The following is a 17263-nucleotide window of genomic DNA, read 5'->3' on the forward strand; positions in this document are numbered from 1 at the left end:
TGAGGGCGGCAGGGCGTAAGGCGGCGGCCTGACCCCTCCCCCGAATACTGGGGGTCAGACCGCCGGTTCATGGGCGCGGCTCAGGCGGGCTGCACCTCGGGCAGCTCGACGAGCCACGGCAGCGCACCCCGGTCACTCGCGCCGAGGCGGGCGTAGGCGCTGTAGAGGTGGTTGCCCACGGTGCGGATGGACAGCGTGAGCCGTTCCGCGATCTGGCGGTTGCTCAGGCCCGCGGCCGCGAGGGTGACGATCTGACGCTGGCGCGCGGTCAGTTCGCCCAGGACCAGGCCGGACAGGGCCGGGGTGCGGGCGCCCTGGCAGCGGCGGGCCAGCGCGACGGCACGCGTGCGTGAGGTGCGTGCGGCATGCGGGTCGCGGTGCGCGCGGACGGCCTGGGCGTGCGCCTCGGCGGCGAACAGCAGGAACCCGCGCTCCTCCAGGGCCTCGGCCGCCCGGTCCAGGGCCGGCCCGTCCGCACGGGCCAGCGCCTCGGCGTGCCGGGCGAACACCCCGCCGGCCGGCAGGCGTTCGGCCGCCTTCTCCGGGGCCCCGAGGCGCACCAGGTCGTAGAGCGCGAAGGCGGTGTCCGTGCACTCGCCGCCCGCTCCGTACGTCCGCACCATGCCGTCGGCGACGTCACCGATCGCCGCCACGGCCGCCTCGGCGTCCCCGCGGGCCGCGGCCAGCCAGGCGGACGCCTCCCGCAGGTCCGGGCAGCCCGCCAGGGTCTCCTCGGCCGCGGCCGCGTCCCCCGACTGCGCGGCGGCCAGGGCGAGTTCGGTGCGGCAGGACGCGTCGTGCACGGTGTCCCGCAGCCCCTCCCTCGCCCAGGCCGCCGCTTCACGCAGCTCCCCCCGAAGCCGCGCGAATCGGGCGCGCACGGCGGCATACCCCGCCGGTACCGTCGCGCCCTCCTGGGCCAGCCACTCCCCCACCGGCGTGGCCGCAGGTCGTACGTCCCCGCGCTCGATCCGCCCGGTCAGCGCGGCCGCCTCGGCGGAGAGCGCCGCTTCGCACTGGGCCGGCGTACGCGACAGCCGGGCCGCCCTGAGCCGGCCGGCCGCGGCGCGCAGCACCGGGCCGTGCAGCGGGTGCGCGAGGCGGACGGTGCCGTGGTCGTCGAGCCGGATCAGGCCGCCGGCCTCGAGGTTCTCGAGGAGGTGCAGGTCGAGGTCGGCCAGGTGCAGCGGCAGGGGTTCGGCGAAGGCGAGTCGTTCGAGCTCCGCGCGCTCTCGCGGGTCGGCGTCCACGAGGACGCGGGCGGCGCGTTCGCGGACGGTCGCCGTGACCGGCACCGGTCCGCGCCAGGACCAGGCGTCCGTGTCGGTGGCGCGGGTGAGCAGGCCGTGCTCGCGCGCCGCGTCCACCAGGTCGCGCAGCAGCCTCAGATCGCCGCGGCACAGGTGGTGGAGGCGGTTGAGGGTGAGCGGCTCCAGGCCGCCGCCGACGCCCGCGGCCAGCAGTTGCTCGGTGTCCTCGCGGGACAGCGGCTCCAGGGCGAGGCGCGGGAGCAGCTCGCCGGTCCACAGCCGGGAGACCGCGCCCGGGCACGGGGCGCCGTCCGCGGCGACGGCGATCAGCCGGGTGCGGCCGTGCACGGCGAGCTGGTGCACGAGGGCGGCGGAGGCGTCGTCGAGCAGGTGCGCGTCGTCGACCACCAGCAGGCGTACGCCGGACAGGAGCTGGACCGCCCGGTGCAGGGAGACCGCCTCGGGCACGAGGTGGGCGAACGCGGCGAAGGGGATGTGACGGGTCTCGGGCGTGCCGGCCGCGCGGGCGCGGTCGCTGCCGCGCACGGCCTCGGTGACCAGCCGGGTCTTGCCGGAGCCGGCCGGGCCGGTCACCACGATGCCGTGGTGACCCGCGGTCAGGGACCGGCGGATCAGCTCGAGCTCGTCCTCACGTCCGGTGAACGGCCAGGGCAGTTCCAGGGTCTTCGCGTCGCGTTCGAAGGTCGTCACGGGAGTATGAGTGCGAGTACTCATTCCTGATACAGGGTGACTTGAGTAGACCTCGACTCAGGCGCCGGTGCCGTCCTCACGGCAGTCTGTCCGCATGACCGGACGCTACTGCTCCCTCGCGCAGCAGTCGGCCCCCGCCTTCACACCGGGGCTGACCGCCGAGCGGCTCGGTGCGCTCATCGCCGGGCGGGCGATGTGGGTCAACGGCACGGTCCTGCACTACTACTTCTTCGACGGCGACCAGGATGGCTCGGTCATCCCCGTCCCGGGGACCGGGCAGTCGCGACGGGTGTCGTGGGTCGGCCCCAAGGAGCAGCGGGACGTGGTGCGCGAGTGCTTCCGGGAGTGGCAGGACCTCGGCATAGGGATCTCCTTCGTCGAGGTCGGCGACCGCTCCGAGGCCGAGCTGCGCATCGGCTTCCAGCTCGGCGACGGCTCCTGGTCGGCCGTGGGCAAGGACTGCCTGCAGGCCGGGCAGCAGGAGCGCACGATGAACTTCGGCTGGGACCTGACCGCGCCCGGGGAGCGCGGGACGGCCCTGCACGAGATCGGCCACGCACTGGGCATGCTGCACGAGCACCAGAGCCCGTTCGCCGGCATCCACTGGGACGACGAGGCCGTGTACGCCGATCTGGCGGGCCCGCCGAACTTCTGGAGCCGGGACACGACGTTCTTCAACGTCCTGCGCAAGCTGGACCCTTCCGAGGTCAACGGCTCGGCCTGGGACCCGCAGTCGATCATGGAGTACGCGTTCCCGGGCGGGCTGATCCTGGAGCCGGAGCAGTTCCGTGCGGGCCTGAACCCGCCGGGCACGCTCTCGCCCGCCGACAAGGAGTTCGCGCTGCGCTGGTACCCGCCGGCCGATCCGCCCCGGCTGCCCGCGCTGGAGCCCTTCCGCTCGGTGCCGCTGCGTCTCGCGCCCGGCGAGCAGGCGGACTTCGTGATCGACCCGCCGGAGACCCGCGAGTACACCGTGGGCACCTTCGGTGCGAACGACTCCGTCCTGGTCCTCTTCGAGGAACGGGACGACGAGCCCCGCTACGTCGCGGGCCGCGACGACGGCGGGCAGCCGCACAACGCCACGATGAAGGCCCGCCTGGTCAAGGGCCGCCGCTACTACGTCCGCGTTCGCCTGTACTCCGCGTGGGGTCCGGGGGAGACAGCGGTCATGTGCTGGTGACAGCACGGACCGCCCCCCACGCGGTTCGGCCGGCCCACAGTCCGGCGCCGGGGGAGCGGTTGGAGGACGTCACCTTCGGGGGAGGGGGACGTCCTCCAACCCATGTCCGCCACCGCCCGGGCCACGGTTGCGCAAGGTCAGCCATGGGGACACAACTCGCCTAGTATGGGGCCGAGTTGATCGGGTCGAGCTGCCTGCGAGGTGGTAGTGAGCATGTCCCACACACCGTCACGGCGTGCCGTTCTGCGGGGAGTCGCGGGCACCGGTGCGGCGGTGATCGGGTTCGATCCGGGCGCGCGGAGCTGGGCCGCCGGCGAGTCCGGGGCCGGCGGGCGCCTCGCGAAGGTTCCCGATCTGGACGGGACCCTCGTCATGGACGACGCGTCGCTCGACGCCGCCTCCGACGACTACGGCCACATCGTGCACCGCCGCCCCGTCGCCGTCCTGCGCCCCGGCTCGGTCCGGGACGTCGTCGCCATGGTCCGGTTCTGCGGCGCGCACCGGCTGCCGGTCGCGCCGCGCGGCCAGGGGCACGCCACCCAGGGCCAGGCGCAGGTCGAGGGCGGACTGGTCGTCGAGACGGCGACGCTCGCGGACATCGGCCCCATGGGACCGCACAGCACCACCGTCACGGTGGGCGCCGGCGCCCGCTGGAGCGAGGTGGCCAGGGCCACCCTCGCCCACGGCCTCACCCCGCCCGTCTTCACCGACTACCTCGAACTCTCCGTCGGCGGCACCCTGTCCGCCGGCGGCTTCGGCGGCATGACCCACCGGCACGGCGCCCAGGTCGACAACGTCACCGCACTCCACGTCGTCACCGGAGCGGGCGAGCTCACCCGCTGCTCCCCCACCCGGCACCCGGACCTCTTCCACGCCGTCCTGGCCGGTCTCGGCCAGTGCGCCGTCATCGTCGGCGCCGAACTGCGCCTGGTGCGGGCTCCGCAGACCGTACGGCACTACCTCCTGCCGTACGACGACCTGGAGACGTTCCTCGACGACCAGCGCCTGCTCGTCGAGGAGGGACGCTTCGCGTACGTCGAGGGGCAGGTCGCCGCGGACGCCGGCGGCGTCTTCCGCGTCCCCACCCTGGAGGCCGCGTCGTACGGGCCGCCTGCCGGGCCGCCGCCGGACGACGCCGTCCTGCTGCGCGGCCTGCGCCACAACGCCTCCGGCGTCCAGCGCACCGACCGCCCCTACTACGACTTCCTCGACCGCATCGCCCCGTCCGTCGAGGCGTTGAAGCAGGCCGGCCTGTGGACGTACGCCCACCCCTGGCTCAATCTGCTGCTCCCCGGCAGGCACGTGGCCGCCGTCGCGGGTGAGTTGCTGGACGCCCTCTCCCCCGCCGACGTCGGCCCCGGCATCGTCCTGGTCTACCCGGTCCTGCGCGAACGCCTCACCACGCCCCTGCTGCGCGCGCCCGACGACCCCGTGCCCCACCTCTTCGCCGTCCTGCGCACCACGCCACCGCAGGACACCGCCACCGTCGACCGCCTCCTCGCCGCCAACCGCTCCGCCTACGAGGCGGCCGCGGCGGTCGGCGGCACGCAGTACCCGGTCGGCAGCGTCCCCTTCACCCGAGCGGACTGGCGCACGCACTTCGGCTCCGCCTGGCCGCGGCTGGCGGCGGCGAAGCGCACGTACGACCCGCGCGGGATCCTGGTCCCCGGCCAGGGCATCTTCTGAGCCCTCAGGACGCCGCCCGCACCTCGTCGCCCGCCGTGTCGGGGTGCGCGAGGCCCAGGTGGTCCCGGAGGGTCGTGCCCTCGTACTCCGTGCGGAACACGCCCTGTTCCTGCAGCAGCGGCACGACCTTGTCGGCGAAGGCGTCGAGGCCGCCGGGGGTGATGTGCGGGACGAGGATGAAGCCGTCGCTCGCGTCGGTCTGCACATGGTCGTCGATGGTCCGCGCGACCGTCTCGGGGGAACCGACGAAGGTCTGGCGGTTGCCGGTCTCGATGACCAGGTCGCGGATGGACCAGTTGTGGGCGGCGGCGAGCTCGCGCCACTCGCGAGCCGTGGCCAGCGGGTCGCGGTACATCCGCACCTGGGCCCGGCCGCGGGAGATGTGGTCCTCGCCGACCACCGGGTCGACGTCGGGCAGCGGGCCCTCCGGGTCGTAGGAGGACAGGTCCCGGTTCCAGACGAACTCCAGGTGCTTGATGGCGGTGGCGCCGCTGACCTGCTGCCGGCGCACGTGCTTCGCCAGCTCCCGCGCCTCCTCGTCGGTGTCGCCGAGGACGAAGCTCGCGGCGGGCAGGATGAGCAACTGGTCATGCCGGCGGCCGTACTTGGCGAGCCGCTTCTTCACGTCCTGGTAGAAGGCCCGGCCCGGCTCCAGGGCGGCGTACCGGCTGAAGATGGCGTCGGCGCCGGCGGCGGCGAACTCGCGTCCCTCCTCGGAGTCCCCCGCCTGGAAGACGACCGGGCGGCCCTGCGGCGAGCGCGGGACGTTGAACTGCCCCTGGATGTCGAAGTGCTGGCCGGAGTGGACGAAGGAGCCGGCCTTGGCGTCCCGCAGGAAGACACCCGTCGCCTGGTCGGCGACGATCTCGTCGCCGTGCCAGGAGTCGAAGAGCTCGTGCGTGGTGGCCAGGAACTCCTTGGCGCGGGAGTAGCGCTCCTCCTGCGGCAGGAAGCCGCCGCGGCGGAAGTTCTCGCCGGTGAAGGCGTCCCAGGAGGTGACGACGTTCCAGGCGGAGCGGCCGCCGGAGAGGTGGTCGAGGCTGGCGAACTGCCGGGCCACCTCGTAGGGCTCGTTGAAGGTGGAGTTGATGGTGCCGGTCAGGCCGAGACGCTCGGTGACGGCGGCGAGCGCGGCGAGCACGGTGAACGTGTCGGGGCGGCCGACCACGTCCAAGTCGTAGATCTGGCCGCCCTGTTCGCGCAGCCGGAGTCCCTCGGCGAGGAAGAGGAAGTCGAACTTGGCGCGTTCGGCGGTCCGGGCGAAGTGTGCGAAGGAGCTGAACTCGATGTGGCTGCCGGCCTCCGGGTCGCTCCACACGGTGGTGTTGTTGACGCCCGGGAAGTGCGCGGCCAGATGGATCTGCTTCTGGGGCTTGCTCATGTCGGTGCGGTCCTTCCGGCTCAGGCGGCGGGGGTGGCGTAGCGGTTGGCGGGGCGGGCGAGGCCGAGCAGGCCGCGCAGGGTGCTCGCCTCGTAGGCGGTGCGGAAGACGCCGCGGCGCTGGAGTTCGGGGACCAGGCCCCGGGAGATGGCCGGCAGGTCGTGCCCGGCGACGGCGGGCCGCAGCCGGAAGCCGCTCAGCCCCTCCCCCGCGAACTCCTGCAGAAGGTCGGCGAGTTGGGCGGGCGTACCGGCGAAGATGCGCGCGTCGCTCTCGTACGGTTCGCCCGCCAGGGCGTCGAGGCGTGCGCGGCGGTCCTCGGCGGCGGCCTGGTCGTCGTCGAGGAAGACCACCAAGTCGCCGAAGACGTGCAGGAGTTCACCGGCACGCCCGGCGGCCTCCTGCTCGGCGCCGATCTCGGCGACGATCGCGCGGGCCTCGGCGCCGTCGTGCGGGGTGACGTAGCCGACGTCGGCCTGCCGGGCGACGAGCCGGTACGGCACCGTCTGGTGGGCGAGCGCGGTGACCAGGGGCTGGCCCTGGGGCGGGCGGGGCGTGATGGAGGGGCCCTTGACGCTGAAGTGCCGGCCCTCGAAGTCGATGTAGTGCAGCTTGTCGCGGTCGATGAAGCGGCCGGTGGCGGCGTCCCGGATCTCGGCGTCGTCCTCCCAGCTGTCCCAGAGCCGGCGCACGACCTCGACGTGGTCGGCGGCCTCGTCGAAGAGTTCGGTCAGCCGCTCCTGGCCGGCCGGGGTGCGCAGTTCGTCGAGGCTGATCGGCGGGAACGTGCGGCGGCCGAAGTGGCCGGCCTCGTGCGGGCGGGCGCTGATCTGCACCCGCAGGCCGGCGCGGCCGGTGCTGACGTAGTCGAGGGTGGCGATCGCCTTGGAGATGTGGAACGGCTCGGTGTGGGTGGCGACGACGGTCGGCACCAGGCCGATGTGCCGGGTCAGGGGCGCGATCCGGGAGGCGACCAGGACGGCGTCGAGGCGGCCGCGGACCTGGTCGGTGCGGCCGTCGAGCTCGCCGTAGTGGGAGGACTGGAGGCCGAGGCCGTCCTCCAGGGTCACGAAGTCGATGAGGCCGCGCTCGGCCTCGGCGACCAGATCGGCCCAGTATCCGGCGGTGAACAGCTCGCGGGGGCGGGCCGCCTGCTCGCGCCAGGAGGCGGGATGCCAGCCGGTTCCGTCGAGGGCGACGGCAAGGTGCAGGCGGGAAGCGGGAGTTGAGGACACAAGCGTGCCTTTCCTGGAGGTCCGTACGAGATCACGCCGGCCCGCGGAGGTGGGTGCACGGCGGCGGTGAAACCGGTTCAGGAGCAACAGAGGGCGCCGGCCACGCGCTGCAGATCGATGTGGGGCCGGGAGTGGAGGTGGACGGCACGGCGAATCCGTGTCACGTGCCCCACCTCCGTACGAGTGCCTTGGACAGGGACAACGGCATCGCTACGCCGTTTCTTCCAGTACGGCGGCCTCGAGCGACCGGACGAGGGCGAAGACGGTACGGCTGCGCGGGGTGAAGCCGAGCGACTCGTACAGGCGGATGGCGCCCGCGTTGGTGGCACTGGCGTGCAGGAAGGGGCGTTCGCCGCGCTCCTTGATCACCGCGGCGACCGCGCGGACCAGCCGGGTCGCCAGGCCCTGGCCGCGGTGACCGGGGTCGGTGCACACCGCGCTGATCTCGGTCCAGCCCGGCGGACGCAGCCGTTCACCGGCCAGGGCGACGAGCCGCCCCTGGCGGCGGATGCCGAGATAGGTGCCCATCTCGACGGTGCGCGGCAGGAAGGGGCCCGGCCGGGTGCGGGCGACCAGGTCGAGGATCTCGGGCACGTCGTCGGGGCCGAGGCGCACCGCCTCCGGGTCGAACGCGGCGTGCAGGCCGGTGTCGGTCAACTGCACGCCGTGGCCGGTGCGCACGGTCTCCCAGCCGGATGGTGGCTGCGTGACACCGCGCACGGACGCGGTGCCGCCCGGGCCGACGAGGGCGGCCAGGTCGGCCCAGGCGGTGACGTCCGCGGTGTCCGCGACGGCGTGGAAGGGGGCCACGTCGGCCGGGTACCGGGCGGCTCGGCCCACCTGTTCGGCGAAGTGGGCGTGGGGGCCGGTGAGCGCGGCCCAGGCGGGGTTGTCCAGGATGTGCGAGGACATGGGGTGTCGGCTCCGGTGCTGACGTGGCGTGGTGGGTCAGGAGTTGTCGAGCGGCAGGCCGGGCGGATTGACCTCGGACTTGGCGACGGCCTCGTTGGAGAGGTTGTAGGCCTTGAGCCACTGGGCGTACTGCCCGTTCTCGATCAGGTGGTCGATGGCGTCGGCGATCGGCTTGGCCAGCCCGCTGTCCTTCTTCGAGGTGGCCGCGATCAGGCCCTGGAGCTTGGCGCCGGCGCCGGAGTAGGTGCCCGCGGTGCGGGTGGCGTTGGGCGTGTTCGCGACCTGGCGGTTGTGGTAGGCGATGCCGGGGTTGGGGCCGAGGTAGGCGTCGATCTTGCCGCTGGACAGGGCGAGGTAGACGCTGTTGCTGTCCTGGAAGTACTTGACGGTGAGCTTCTTGCCCTCCTTGGCCAGCTTGGCCTTCCACTCCAGCAGGAGCTTCTCCTGGTTGGTGCCGGAGCTGACGGAGACGGTCTTGCCGGCGAGGTTCTCGTAGTCGCCGGCGAAGTTCCAGGTGCTCTTCTTCGGCACCACGAAGGCGAGATTGTCCTGGCGGTAGGAGGCGAACTCGTACTTCTTCTTGCGCTCCTCGGTGTCGGTGACGTTCGAGAAGGCGACGTCGACCTTGCCGCTGTCGATGCCGACGAAGAGGTTCTCCCAGGTGAAGTTCCTCGTCTCCGGCTTCAGTCCGAGGACGGCGGCGACCAGGCGGCCGAAGTCGGGCTCGGCGCCGGTGAGGGTCTTCTGATCGCTGCCCACGTAGGCCAGCGGCGGGAATCCGGACGGCAGGGCGCCGATGCCGATCGTGAGTCTGCCGCTCCTTCTGACGGCGGCCGGCAGTTCGGCGCTGATCGACTTCACCTCGGACACCTTGAGGGTGGTCGGCCTGGCCGCGCCGTTGGAGACCTGGCCGATGGTCACGCCGCCGGAGGCGGCGCCGGTCGTGGTGGCGGCGTCGCTGTCCCCACCGCAGGCGGCGAGCCCGGTGGCGAGGGTGGCGACGGCGGTCGCCGTGGTGAGGCCGCGTATCAGGCTGCGTCGGGTGAAGTGGACAGACATGACCGTTCCTTGTCGCTGGGAGAAAGGGGAATGGGTGGAGGTGTCCGTGGGGGGCGGCGCGGTCAGAGGACCTTGCTCAGGAAGTCCCGGGTCCGCTCATGGCGGGGCTTGTCGAGGACCTCCGAGGGCGGGCCCTCCTCGACGATCCTTCCGGCGTCGATGAAGACGACCCGGTCGGCGATCTCGCGGGCGAAGCCGATCTCGTGGGTGACGATGACGAGGGTCGTGCCGGTGGCCGCCAAGTCCTTGATGACGGCGAGGACTTCACCGACGAGTTCGGGGTCGAGCGCGGAGGTGGGTTCGTCGAAGAGGATGACGCCGGGGCGCAGCGCGAGGGCGCGGGCGATGGCGACGCGCTGCTGCTGGCCGCCGGACAGCTGGCGCGGGTAGGCGCCGGTGCGGTCGGCGAGGCCGACGCGTCCGAGGAGTTCGCGGGCGAGTTCCCGGGCCTCGGGCTTGCCGAGCCGGCCGGTGGCGACCGGCGCGGCGGCCACGTTGTCCAGGACGGTCAGATGCGGGAAGAGGTTGAAGTTCTGGAAGACGAAGCCGATCCGGCCGCGCTGGGCCAGGATCGCCCGCTCGCTCAGCTCCTTGAGCCTCCCCCAGCCTTCGGCCGGGGGGACCCCCATCTCCCTTCGGCCGCCCTGCCGCTTCACGCCGATCAGCTCGCCGTTGAGGCTGACATGGCCGATCTCGGGCTTCTCCAGGTGGTTGATGACGCGCAGCAGGGTGGACTTGCCGGAGCCGGACGGGCCGAGGATCACGGTGACCTCGCCGGGCCGGACGGTCAGGGAGACGCCGTCCAAGACCCGGTGGGTGCCGTACCACTTGTGCACGTCGTGCACCTCGACGGTGGCCGCCTCGACGCCGGCCGGCGTCGCGAGCGTGTCGGTGGTCATACGGCGGCCTCCCGGCGGACGCGGGCTCGCAGGTCGGTGAGCGCGGTGCGGAGCTTCTGCAGCGGCGTCGGCGGCAGGGCGCGGGTGGCGCCGCGGGCGTAGTGCCGCTCGACGTAGAACTGGACGACGGAGACGGCGCTCGTCAGGATCAGGTACCAGACGGTGACGACCAGCAGCAGCGGCACGATGTCGCCCGGGTAGGTCGCGCCCATGGTCTGAGCGGAGCCGAACAGGTCCAGCAGCGAGACGTAGAAGACCAGCGAGGTGCTCTTGATCAGGCCGATGAGCTGGTTGACGTAGTTCGGGGTGATCGACCTGAGCGCCTGCGGGAAGACGATCCGCCGGAACTGGTAGCTCTTCGGCAGGCCGAGCGCCGCGGCCGCCTCGTGCTGGCCCTGGTCGACGGAGAGGATGCCGCCGCGGACGACCTCGGCGGCGTAGGCCGCCTCGTTGAGGCTGAGGCCGATGACCGCGATGACCATGTCGGTGGCGAGCCTGGACTCGTCGAAGGAGAAGAAGGCGGGCCCGAAGGGGACGCCGACGCTCAACGTCCTGTACAGGGCACTGAAGTTGTAGAGGAAGAGCAGGACCACGATGAGCGGGATGGAGCGCAGCGCCCAGGTGTAGGTCCAGCTGACCGCCCGCAGCACCGGGCTCCCGGAGAGCCGGGCGAGCGCGAGCAGGATGCCGCCCAGCAGGCCCAGCACCGCGCTGTAGGCGGCCACTTCGAGCGTGATGAGCAGTCCGTCGAGGATGGTCGGCCGAAGGAACCAGTAGCCGAAGCGGTCCCACTGGTAGAACGGGTTGGTCGTCAGGCCGTGCACGAACTGGGCGGCGAGGACGAGCACGACGGCGGTGGCGATCCACCGGCCGGGGCGTCTCAGCGGCAGAACTCGCTGCGCGGCGGGAGGTTTTGACGGGGTGTCGGCGGGCGGTGCCTCGGCGAGGGACACGGCGGCGCCTGGGGGCTGGCTCATGGCGGGCTCCGGCGGAGTGGGACAGCCCGGGCCGCGGCGGGCGTGCGCTGCGGCAGGACGCAGCGCACCCGGATGCGCGTGAACCGTGGGCTGGGCGGACAACGGCACACCGCACGTGCGGTGTTCGTCAGAAGATGCTCAGAAGGTGCGAGGACTGCGGAGAGGTGTCAGCCCTGGCGGCGGGCGCGGCCCGGTGCGGTACACAGTGCGCTGTTCACGCGGAGCAGATCGACGGCGCGGTCGGCGACGAGCGGGTTCGCGTACGGCCGTACGCAGCCCTGAAGGCGGCTCGCGGCCGTCCTGGGAGCTGCGTCCATGAGGTCACCGTCGCTGTTCCGGCCCTGCGGGCCTCGCGTCTGCTGGAAAGGGTCCGTCCGTCGGGACGGTTGCCCGGAATTTAAGACATGTGCCGGATCGTCTGTCAATGTCGGTCCACCGAGTGGACCGGCTAACAGCCCGCGTGCCTGGCCCAGTCCAGGATCTGGACGGCGGATCCGGCGGCCTCCAGCCCCCGGCAGCGGGCGTGGTGGCGGCGCTCGATGCCGTCGAGGTCGAGGTGCGGGCCGAAGGCCGGGTGGGCGGTCAGGCGGCGGGCGTAGGCCCACAGCTCCGGGTGGTCGGCGATGCGCTGCACCGCGCAGGCGTCGAGATGGTGGCGGTGCACGGTGTCGAGCTGGACCAGCGCGACCCACAACTCGACGTCGGCGGCGGTGACTTCGTCACGGATCAGGTACGTGCGCCCGACCAGCCAGCGTTCCAGCGCGGCCAGCGTCTCCAGCAGCGTGTCGAGGGCCGCGACGCGCTCGTCCTGATCACCGCCGGCCGTTCCGGCGCGCTGGGCGGCGTCCTCGATGCCGCCGGCGCACATCCGCTCCACGGCCTCGATCTCCGACTCGGCGCCGCACGGGTACGGCGAGGGCCGGTCGCCGCCGAAGCGCCGGGCGAGGTCGCGCATGATGTCCGGGGCGTGGGTGCTCACGATCCGCCCGGACCAGTCGTCGCTGAGGACCGGCCCGATCGCCGGACCGGTGTAGCGGTGCGCGCTCGCCTCGTACAGCGGGCGCAGGACGGAGTGGCCGCCCTCGGGGCAGTCGGGGACGGCGGGCAGGAAGGTCGCGGGACAGACCGCGTCGAGGCCGAGCAGGCCGTGGGTGACGGCGATGCGCAGACCGTCGGGACAGGCGGTCGACAGGTGCAGGCGGTAGCGGCCGGGAACGGCGTAGTGGCCGCTGCGGGCGTCGCTGCCGATCCGGCCGCGGAAGACGGGCACGGACCGGTCGTCGATGTGGGCGGCCAGCGGTGTGACGGACATGGTTCTCCCCGGGAGCGGGCGCGGACGTACGCGCGGCGGAAGCGACGTCGGGCTACTCAGCCCTGGGGGCTGATCGAGCTGCACACGCGCTGCAGGTCGATGTGGCGGCGGGAGGTGAGAAGGAGCGCACGGATCACGCGGACGGTGACCGGCTCGAGGCGCCTCATACTTCCCTACCCATTCACTAGGATTCCCAACTGGAGTGTCGGTCCGGCGCGCGGCCACGTCAAGAGAGCCGTCCCGCATCGCGGACACCCCGGTGGAACACGCCCCGCACGTCACCGGCGCACTCGTCCGTCACAGCGCAACCATCCGGCTCCCCCGTATGTCTCCTGTGAGGGAACTCGCGTTCCCACGCAGTTCGTTCGTCCGCCATCGACGCTTCACCAGAGGACCCCCCACATGCTTCAGAGCTCTCCCGGCCGCCGTCCGCTCCGCCAGACCGCCTGCGCGGTCGGTGCCGTCGCCCTCATGGCCCTGGGCGCCGCACCCGCCGGCGCCGACGACGGTTCCGCGGCCGTGAGACTGGGCAAGGTGGCCCCGATCGACGGGGTGAAGCCGGGCAGCAGCGTGGACGTTCCGGTCACCTTCACCAACACCGGCACCGCGGCGGCGGACAAGGTCTGGCTCACGTACACCGTCACCCGCGGGCTGAGCCACACCGAACTGCCCGCCAACTGCCTGCGCTACGAGATCCCCTCCTACGACGAGGAGCCGAGCCGGTCCCAGGCGGTCTGCGAGTTCGACCAGACCCTCGAGCCCGGCACGGTCTACGCGCCCGAGAAGGCCCTGACCCTGAAGGTCCTCGACCACGCGCTCTACGACCGGCTGCGCGTGGTCGTGGAGACCACCGAGCCCGGCCTCGACGACAACGCGAGCGAGCCCGTGCGCGGCACCGGCCCCGCGGTCAAGCTGGTGGAGCGGCCCGACGCCACCCCGGCCGGCCCCAGCGGCGACCACCCCGACTGGGACGACGCCAACGTGAAGGTGACCGCGGACAACACGGCCGACTTCCAGGTGACGGGCGACCGGCTCGAGGGCGCCGTCGGCGACACGGTCGACCTGACCGTGAAGTTCACCAACGCGGGACCGGCCTGGGTGCTGCGGGACGGGACCGTCTCGGTGACCAAGGTCCGGATCAAGATGCCCGCCGGGACGACGGTGACCAAGGGCCACGGCTTCTGCGACAAGGTGGCCGCCCGCACCTACGAGTGCGGCACCAGCGAGTCCTGGGAGGACGAGGGCCGTGGTGAGATCTACACGTTCAAGCTGAGGATCGACAAGGCGGTGCCGCGGGCCGAGGGATCGGTGGAACTGGCCGGTGAACCCCGGCCGTTCGACACGAACACCGCCGACGACAAGGCCGCCATCACGCTCGCCGTCGCGGGCGGCGGCTCGACGGGCGGCTCCGGAACGGCGACCGGCGGTGCCGGCTCGACGGGCGGCTCCGGGGGCTCCGCCACCGCCACCCCGAGCACGGGTGCCGGCTCCGGCAGCGGCTCCTCGGGCGGCGACTCCACCGGCGGCGACCCGAACTCCCCCGCCGCGGACGGCGACTTGGCGAGCACCGGATCCGGCGCGACGCTGCCCCTCGCGGGGGCGGCCGCCGCGGCCGTCGCCGCCGGCACGGGCGCGGTGCTGGTGGCACGCCGGCGCCGGGCCGCCCGGCGGTAGAGCCGCCGGCCCCTGTGGGCCGGCCGCGCAGACCGGCCCTCACATCCCGCCGCATGTGAGGGCCGGTCGTCGTTTCATGTGCGCGCGGGTCCGGTCACTCCGTTCAGTGCGGCCAGCAGCGTCTCGCGGGCCCGTGCCACGCGCGAACGGACCGTGCCGACCGGGCAGTTGGCGACCTCGGCCGCCTCGGCGTAGGACTGGCCCAGGAGTTGGGTGAGGACGAAGGCCTGACGGCGTTCCTCGGGCAGTGCGGCCAGAAGGTCGAGCAGGGCGACGCCGTCGTCGAAGCCCGGCAGGCCGCGCGGCTGGGCCTTCTCCACGGCCAGCTGCCAGTCGGCCGCATCGGACAGTCGGGGCCGGGCGGCGGCGTACCGGTAGCTGTCGGTCACCGCGCGGCGGGCGATGGCCAGCAGCCAGACGCGGGCCGAGCAACGGCCCTCGAAGCGGTGCAGGCTGCCGAGGGCGCGCAGGAACGTGTCCTGCGCCAGGTCGTCGACCGCCTGCGGATCGGCGCACAGGTGGGCGACGTAGCGCCGGACGTCCCGGTGCAGGGCGCGGACGAAGTGGTCCACGGCGACGGTGTCGCCGCCGCGCGCGGCCAGCGCCCAGGCGGTCGTCGACTCGTCCTGTGCGGCGTGGCCGCGGCGGGTTTGGCGGAGGGCAGGAGTGATCACCTGATGTCCTTCTCGGATGGTCCGCAACGGGGAGACGGCCGTACGGCGCCTGCGCGGGCGTACGACCGTGACCCGAGGCGCGGTCGGGCGGCCTCGGGGTACCGGCTGTCTCAGACGACAGCGGTCCCCGCGGGCGGGCCCCGAGAGGTGATCGCGTGGACGAGGAGGAGACGCGGCGCCCGTTCCGAGCGGTGCCGGCGGGCGCGGAGGCGCGGACGGTCCGGGGTGTCGGGCAGCGCGAGCAGCAGCCGCAGCGGCGCGGTCAGCCGGGCGGCGAGCGCCCGCAGGATGCGGAACGTGGCGCGTTCGCCATGGGCCAGCCAGAGCCCGCACAGGAGCGCGGCGAGGAGATGGGCGGCGAGCATGCCGAACGACGAGGTGCCGCCGACGGGTTGACCCATGGTGTTCATGAGGTCGATGTGCGTGGCGTCCCCGTGCATGCCGTCCATGGCCATCTGCCCCATGGGCATGGAGCCCATGGAACCCATGGACGGCGCGGAGCCCATGTGCATGGCGTCCATGGAGTCCGTACCGCCCGCCGCCGACTGGGCCAGCGAGAACGCCGAGTGGAGCGCCGTCTGGGCGGCGACCACGACCGTCACGATCAGCGGGAGGCCGCGTTCGCGGCCCGCCAGGCACCAGCCCGCACCGCCCGTGACGGCCGCGCCGGCGCCAAGTGCCCACGCGGGCACGTCGGTTCCGGACATCAGGACGTGCCCCAGGGCGGCGAGCAGCACGCAGACGGCCGCGAACACCGCGGCCCGTAGCGTGCGAGAACACCACCCTGCTGTCATGGCGCCCTCATCCTCGCATCCGGCGAGGCGGCCGGCACGGCGCCTGGGCAGACCCGGCCCGGCGGCCATGCCGGAACCTCACACGCTCTTGAGCAGCCCTTTGCGTGCCACGCCGTCAGAAATAGGACGTTAATCATTTTATCTGCTCTATGGTGCAATAGTTCTGATTGTCCATGGGGGGACGCACAACGCGCCCTCGCACGGCGCGGGTTGGGATGCCCATGAGTGACCTCAGCCGCAGAAGGGCGGCACGCCTCGGCCTGGGCGTCGGCCTCGGCGCAGCCGCCGCGACGCTCGCCGGGTGCGGGCACGGCACACAGCACGGCCGAGCCCCGGCGGACCCCGGCCGCCTCCCCGACGGGCCCGCGGGTGGCGCCGCGCAGGCCGTGCCCCGGCTCATCGGCGACGGCTCCACCGCGCACACCGGTCCGCAGCCCAGACAGCCCGCGGCGCCCACGCCTCTCGAGGCGGGCCAACGGCCACCGCAGTTCGTGGTCTTCTCCTGGGACGGCGCCGGCGAGGTCGGCACCGGCCTGTTCCCGCGCTTCCTCGAACTGGCACGCCGGCACGACGCCCCCATAACGTTCTTCCTCTCCGGCCTCTACCTGCTCCCCGAAGAGCGCAAGCGGCTCTACGACCCGCCCAACAACCCCCGGGGGGCCTCCGAGATCGGCTACCTCACCAACGCCCACCTCAAGGAGACGCTCAGGTACGTCCACCAGGCATGGACCGACGGACACGAGATCGGCACCCACTTCAACGGCCACTTCTGTTCCGGCTCCGGCTCCGTGGCCAACTGGACGCCCGCCCAGTGGCGCAGCGAGATCGAACAGGCCCGCACGTTCGTCAAGACCTGGCGCACCACCACCGGTTGGCACGACCACCCGTCGCTGCCCTTCGACTACGACAAGGAGCTCATCGGCGGCCGCACCCCCTGCCTGCTCGGCCAGGAGAACCTGCTGCCGGTCGCCCGCGAGCTCGGCTGGCGCTACGACGCCTCCTCGCCCGGCGGCGTCCAGCGCTGGCCCTCGAAGAAGCACGGCGTATGGGACCTGCCCCTGCAGAGCATCCCGTTCCCCGGCCACCGCTTCGAGGTCCTGTCGATGGACTACAACATCCTCGCCAACCAGTCCCGCAACTCCACCCGCGCCCCCTCCTACAACTACCCGGCCTGGCGCATCCAGGCCACGCACTCCTACCTGGCCGGCTTCCAGCGCGCCTACGAGACGAACCGCGCGCCCCTGTACATCGGCAACCACTTCGAGGAATGGAACGGCGGCATCTACATGGACGCCGTCGAAGAGACCCTCAAACAGATCGCCGGCAAGAAGGACGTACGGCTCGTGTCGTTCCGGCAGTTCGTCGACTGGCTCGACGTCCAGAACCCCGCCGTCCTCGCCAGGCTGCGTGCCCTCGAAGTCGGCGAGACTCCGCCCGGCGGCTGGTCCGCCTACCTGCGCTCCGCCCGGAGGGCGAGGAGCACCGCGGACAGACCCGTCTAGGGCGGAGCCACACCGGT

At 72.7% G+C, this 17263-nt stretch carries 17 protein-coding genes; 4 read left to right on the forward strand and 13 right to left on the reverse strand.

The features are described from left to right. Positions 1-80: 80 nt before the first annotated feature. Entirely contained in the window at positions 81-1985 is a 1905-nt protein-coding gene (locus tag ACFU97_RS30290; protein ID WP_384262870.1) for a LuxR C-terminal-related transcriptional regulator, read from the reverse strand. 70 nt (positions 1986-2055) lie between these two features. Here ACFU97_RS30290 and ACFU97_RS30295 point away from each other — a divergent pair, with 70 nt between their 5' ends. Both ACFU97_RS30295 and ACFU97_RS30300 read left to right on the forward strand, forming a co-directional pair. Continuing rightward, positions 2056-3141, forward strand: coding sequence for a M12 family metallopeptidase (locus tag ACFU97_RS30295; protein ID WP_384262873.1), 1086 nt, complete (start codon positions 2056-2058; stop codon positions 3139-3141). Positions 3142-3354: 213 nt separating this feature from the next. Continuing rightward, positions 3355-4827 (forward strand): FAD-binding protein, encoded by a 1473-nt coding sequence (locus tag ACFU97_RS30300; RefSeq protein ID WP_384262876.1) that lies wholly within the window; start codon positions 3355-3357, stop codon positions 4825-4827. A gap of 4 nt (positions 4828-4831) precedes the next feature. Here the strand turns inward: ACFU97_RS30300 and ACFU97_RS30305 are convergent, their stop codons facing one another. The 10 genes from ACFU97_RS30305 to ACFU97_RS30350 form a co-directional block, all read right to left on the reverse strand. Then, complete coding sequence (locus ACFU97_RS30305; RefSeq protein WP_384262879.1) at positions 4832-6208, reverse strand: NtaA/DmoA family FMN-dependent monooxygenase; 1377 nt, start codon at positions 6206-6208, stop codon at positions 4832-4834. Positions 6209-6228: 20 nt separating this feature from the next. After that, positions 6229-7443: an LLM class flavin-dependent oxidoreductase gene (locus ACFU97_RS30310; RefSeq protein WP_384262882.1), complete on the reverse strand. Its 1215-nt coding sequence runs from the start codon at positions 7441-7443 to the stop codon at positions 6229-6231. A 77-nt stretch (positions 7444-7520) separates the two neighbouring features. Further along, positions 7521-7772: a putative leader peptide gene (locus ACFU97_RS30315; RefSeq protein WP_384262885.1), complete on the reverse strand. Its 252-nt coding sequence runs from the start codon at positions 7770-7772 to the stop codon at positions 7521-7523. Beyond that, positions 7654-8355 carry a GNAT family N-acetyltransferase gene (locus tag ACFU97_RS30320; protein ID WP_384262888.1) on the reverse strand — a complete coding sequence of 234 codons (702 nt, stop codon included), beginning with the start codon at positions 8353-8355 and terminating at the stop codon, positions 7654-7656. Before ACFU97_RS30320 ends, ACFU97_RS30315 begins: the two co-directional genes overlap by 119 nt. A gap of 36 nt (positions 8356-8391) precedes the next feature. Further along, positions 8392-9414 carry an ABC transporter substrate-binding protein gene (locus ACFU97_RS30325; protein ID WP_384262891.1) on the reverse strand — a complete coding sequence of 341 codons (1023 nt, stop codon included), beginning with the start codon at positions 9412-9414 and terminating at the stop codon, positions 8392-8394. 62 nt (positions 9415-9476) lie between these two features. Further along, the gene (locus tag ACFU97_RS30330; protein ID WP_384262894.1) at positions 9477-10313 is read right to left on the reverse strand and encodes an amino acid ABC transporter ATP-binding protein; all 837 of its coding nucleotides are present in this window, start codon (positions 10311-10313) and stop codon (positions 9477-9479) included. Then, entirely contained in the window at positions 10310-11290 is a 981-nt protein-coding gene (locus ACFU97_RS30335; RefSeq protein ID WP_384262897.1) for an amino acid ABC transporter permease, read from the reverse strand. The genes ACFU97_RS30330 and ACFU97_RS30335 overlap by 4 nt, the downstream gene beginning before the upstream one ends. A 167-nt stretch (positions 11291-11457) precedes the next feature. Beyond that, on the reverse strand, positions 11458-11607 hold the full coding sequence (locus tag ACFU97_RS30340; protein ID WP_384262899.1) for a hypothetical protein: 150 nt from the start codon (positions 11605-11607) through the stop codon (positions 11458-11460). A gap of 131 nt (positions 11608-11738) precedes the next feature. Continuing rightward, positions 11739-12602: a glutathione S-transferase C-terminal domain-containing protein gene (locus ACFU97_RS30345; protein ID WP_384262902.1), complete on the reverse strand. Its 864-nt coding sequence runs from the start codon at positions 12600-12602 to the stop codon at positions 11739-11741. Positions 12603-12658: 56 nt separating this feature from the next. Next, on the reverse strand, positions 12659-12769 hold the full coding sequence (locus tag ACFU97_RS30350) for a putative leader peptide (protein WP_384262904.1): 111 nt from the start codon (positions 12767-12769) through the stop codon (positions 12659-12661). Positions 12770-13004: 235 nt separating this feature from the next. On the opposite strand from ACFU97_RS30350, the gene ACFU97_RS30355 reads away from it, so the two are divergent. Next, on the forward strand, positions 13005-14276 hold the full coding sequence (locus ACFU97_RS30355; protein WP_384262906.1) for a hypothetical protein: 1272 nt from the start codon (positions 13005-13007) through the stop codon (positions 14274-14276). A gap of 74 nt (positions 14277-14350) precedes the next feature. Here ACFU97_RS30355 and ACFU97_RS30360 read toward each other — a convergent pair whose 3' ends face one another. Then, complete coding sequence (locus ACFU97_RS30360; protein ID WP_384262909.1) at positions 14351-14950, reverse strand: sigma-70 family RNA polymerase sigma factor; 600 nt, start codon at positions 14948-14950, stop codon at positions 14351-14353. A gap of 110 nt (positions 14951-15060) precedes the next feature. Next, positions 15061-15744, reverse strand: a complete 684-nt coding sequence (locus ACFU97_RS30365; protein ID WP_384262912.1) for a hypothetical protein — start codon at positions 15742-15744, stop codon at positions 15061-15063. A gap of 221 nt (positions 15745-15965) precedes the next feature. Between ACFU97_RS30365 and ACFU97_RS30370 the strand changes: the two genes are divergently transcribed. Then, a complete protein-coding gene (locus ACFU97_RS30370) occupies positions 15966-17246 on the forward strand; it encodes a hypothetical protein (protein ID WP_384262914.1) in 1281 nt (426 codons plus the stop codon). Positions 17247-17263 lie beyond the last annotated feature (17 nt).

This window comes from Streptomyces sp. NPDC057616, assembly GCF_042800575.1.
GTDB lineage: Bacteria > Actinomycetota > Actinomycetes > Streptomycetales > Streptomycetaceae > Streptomyces.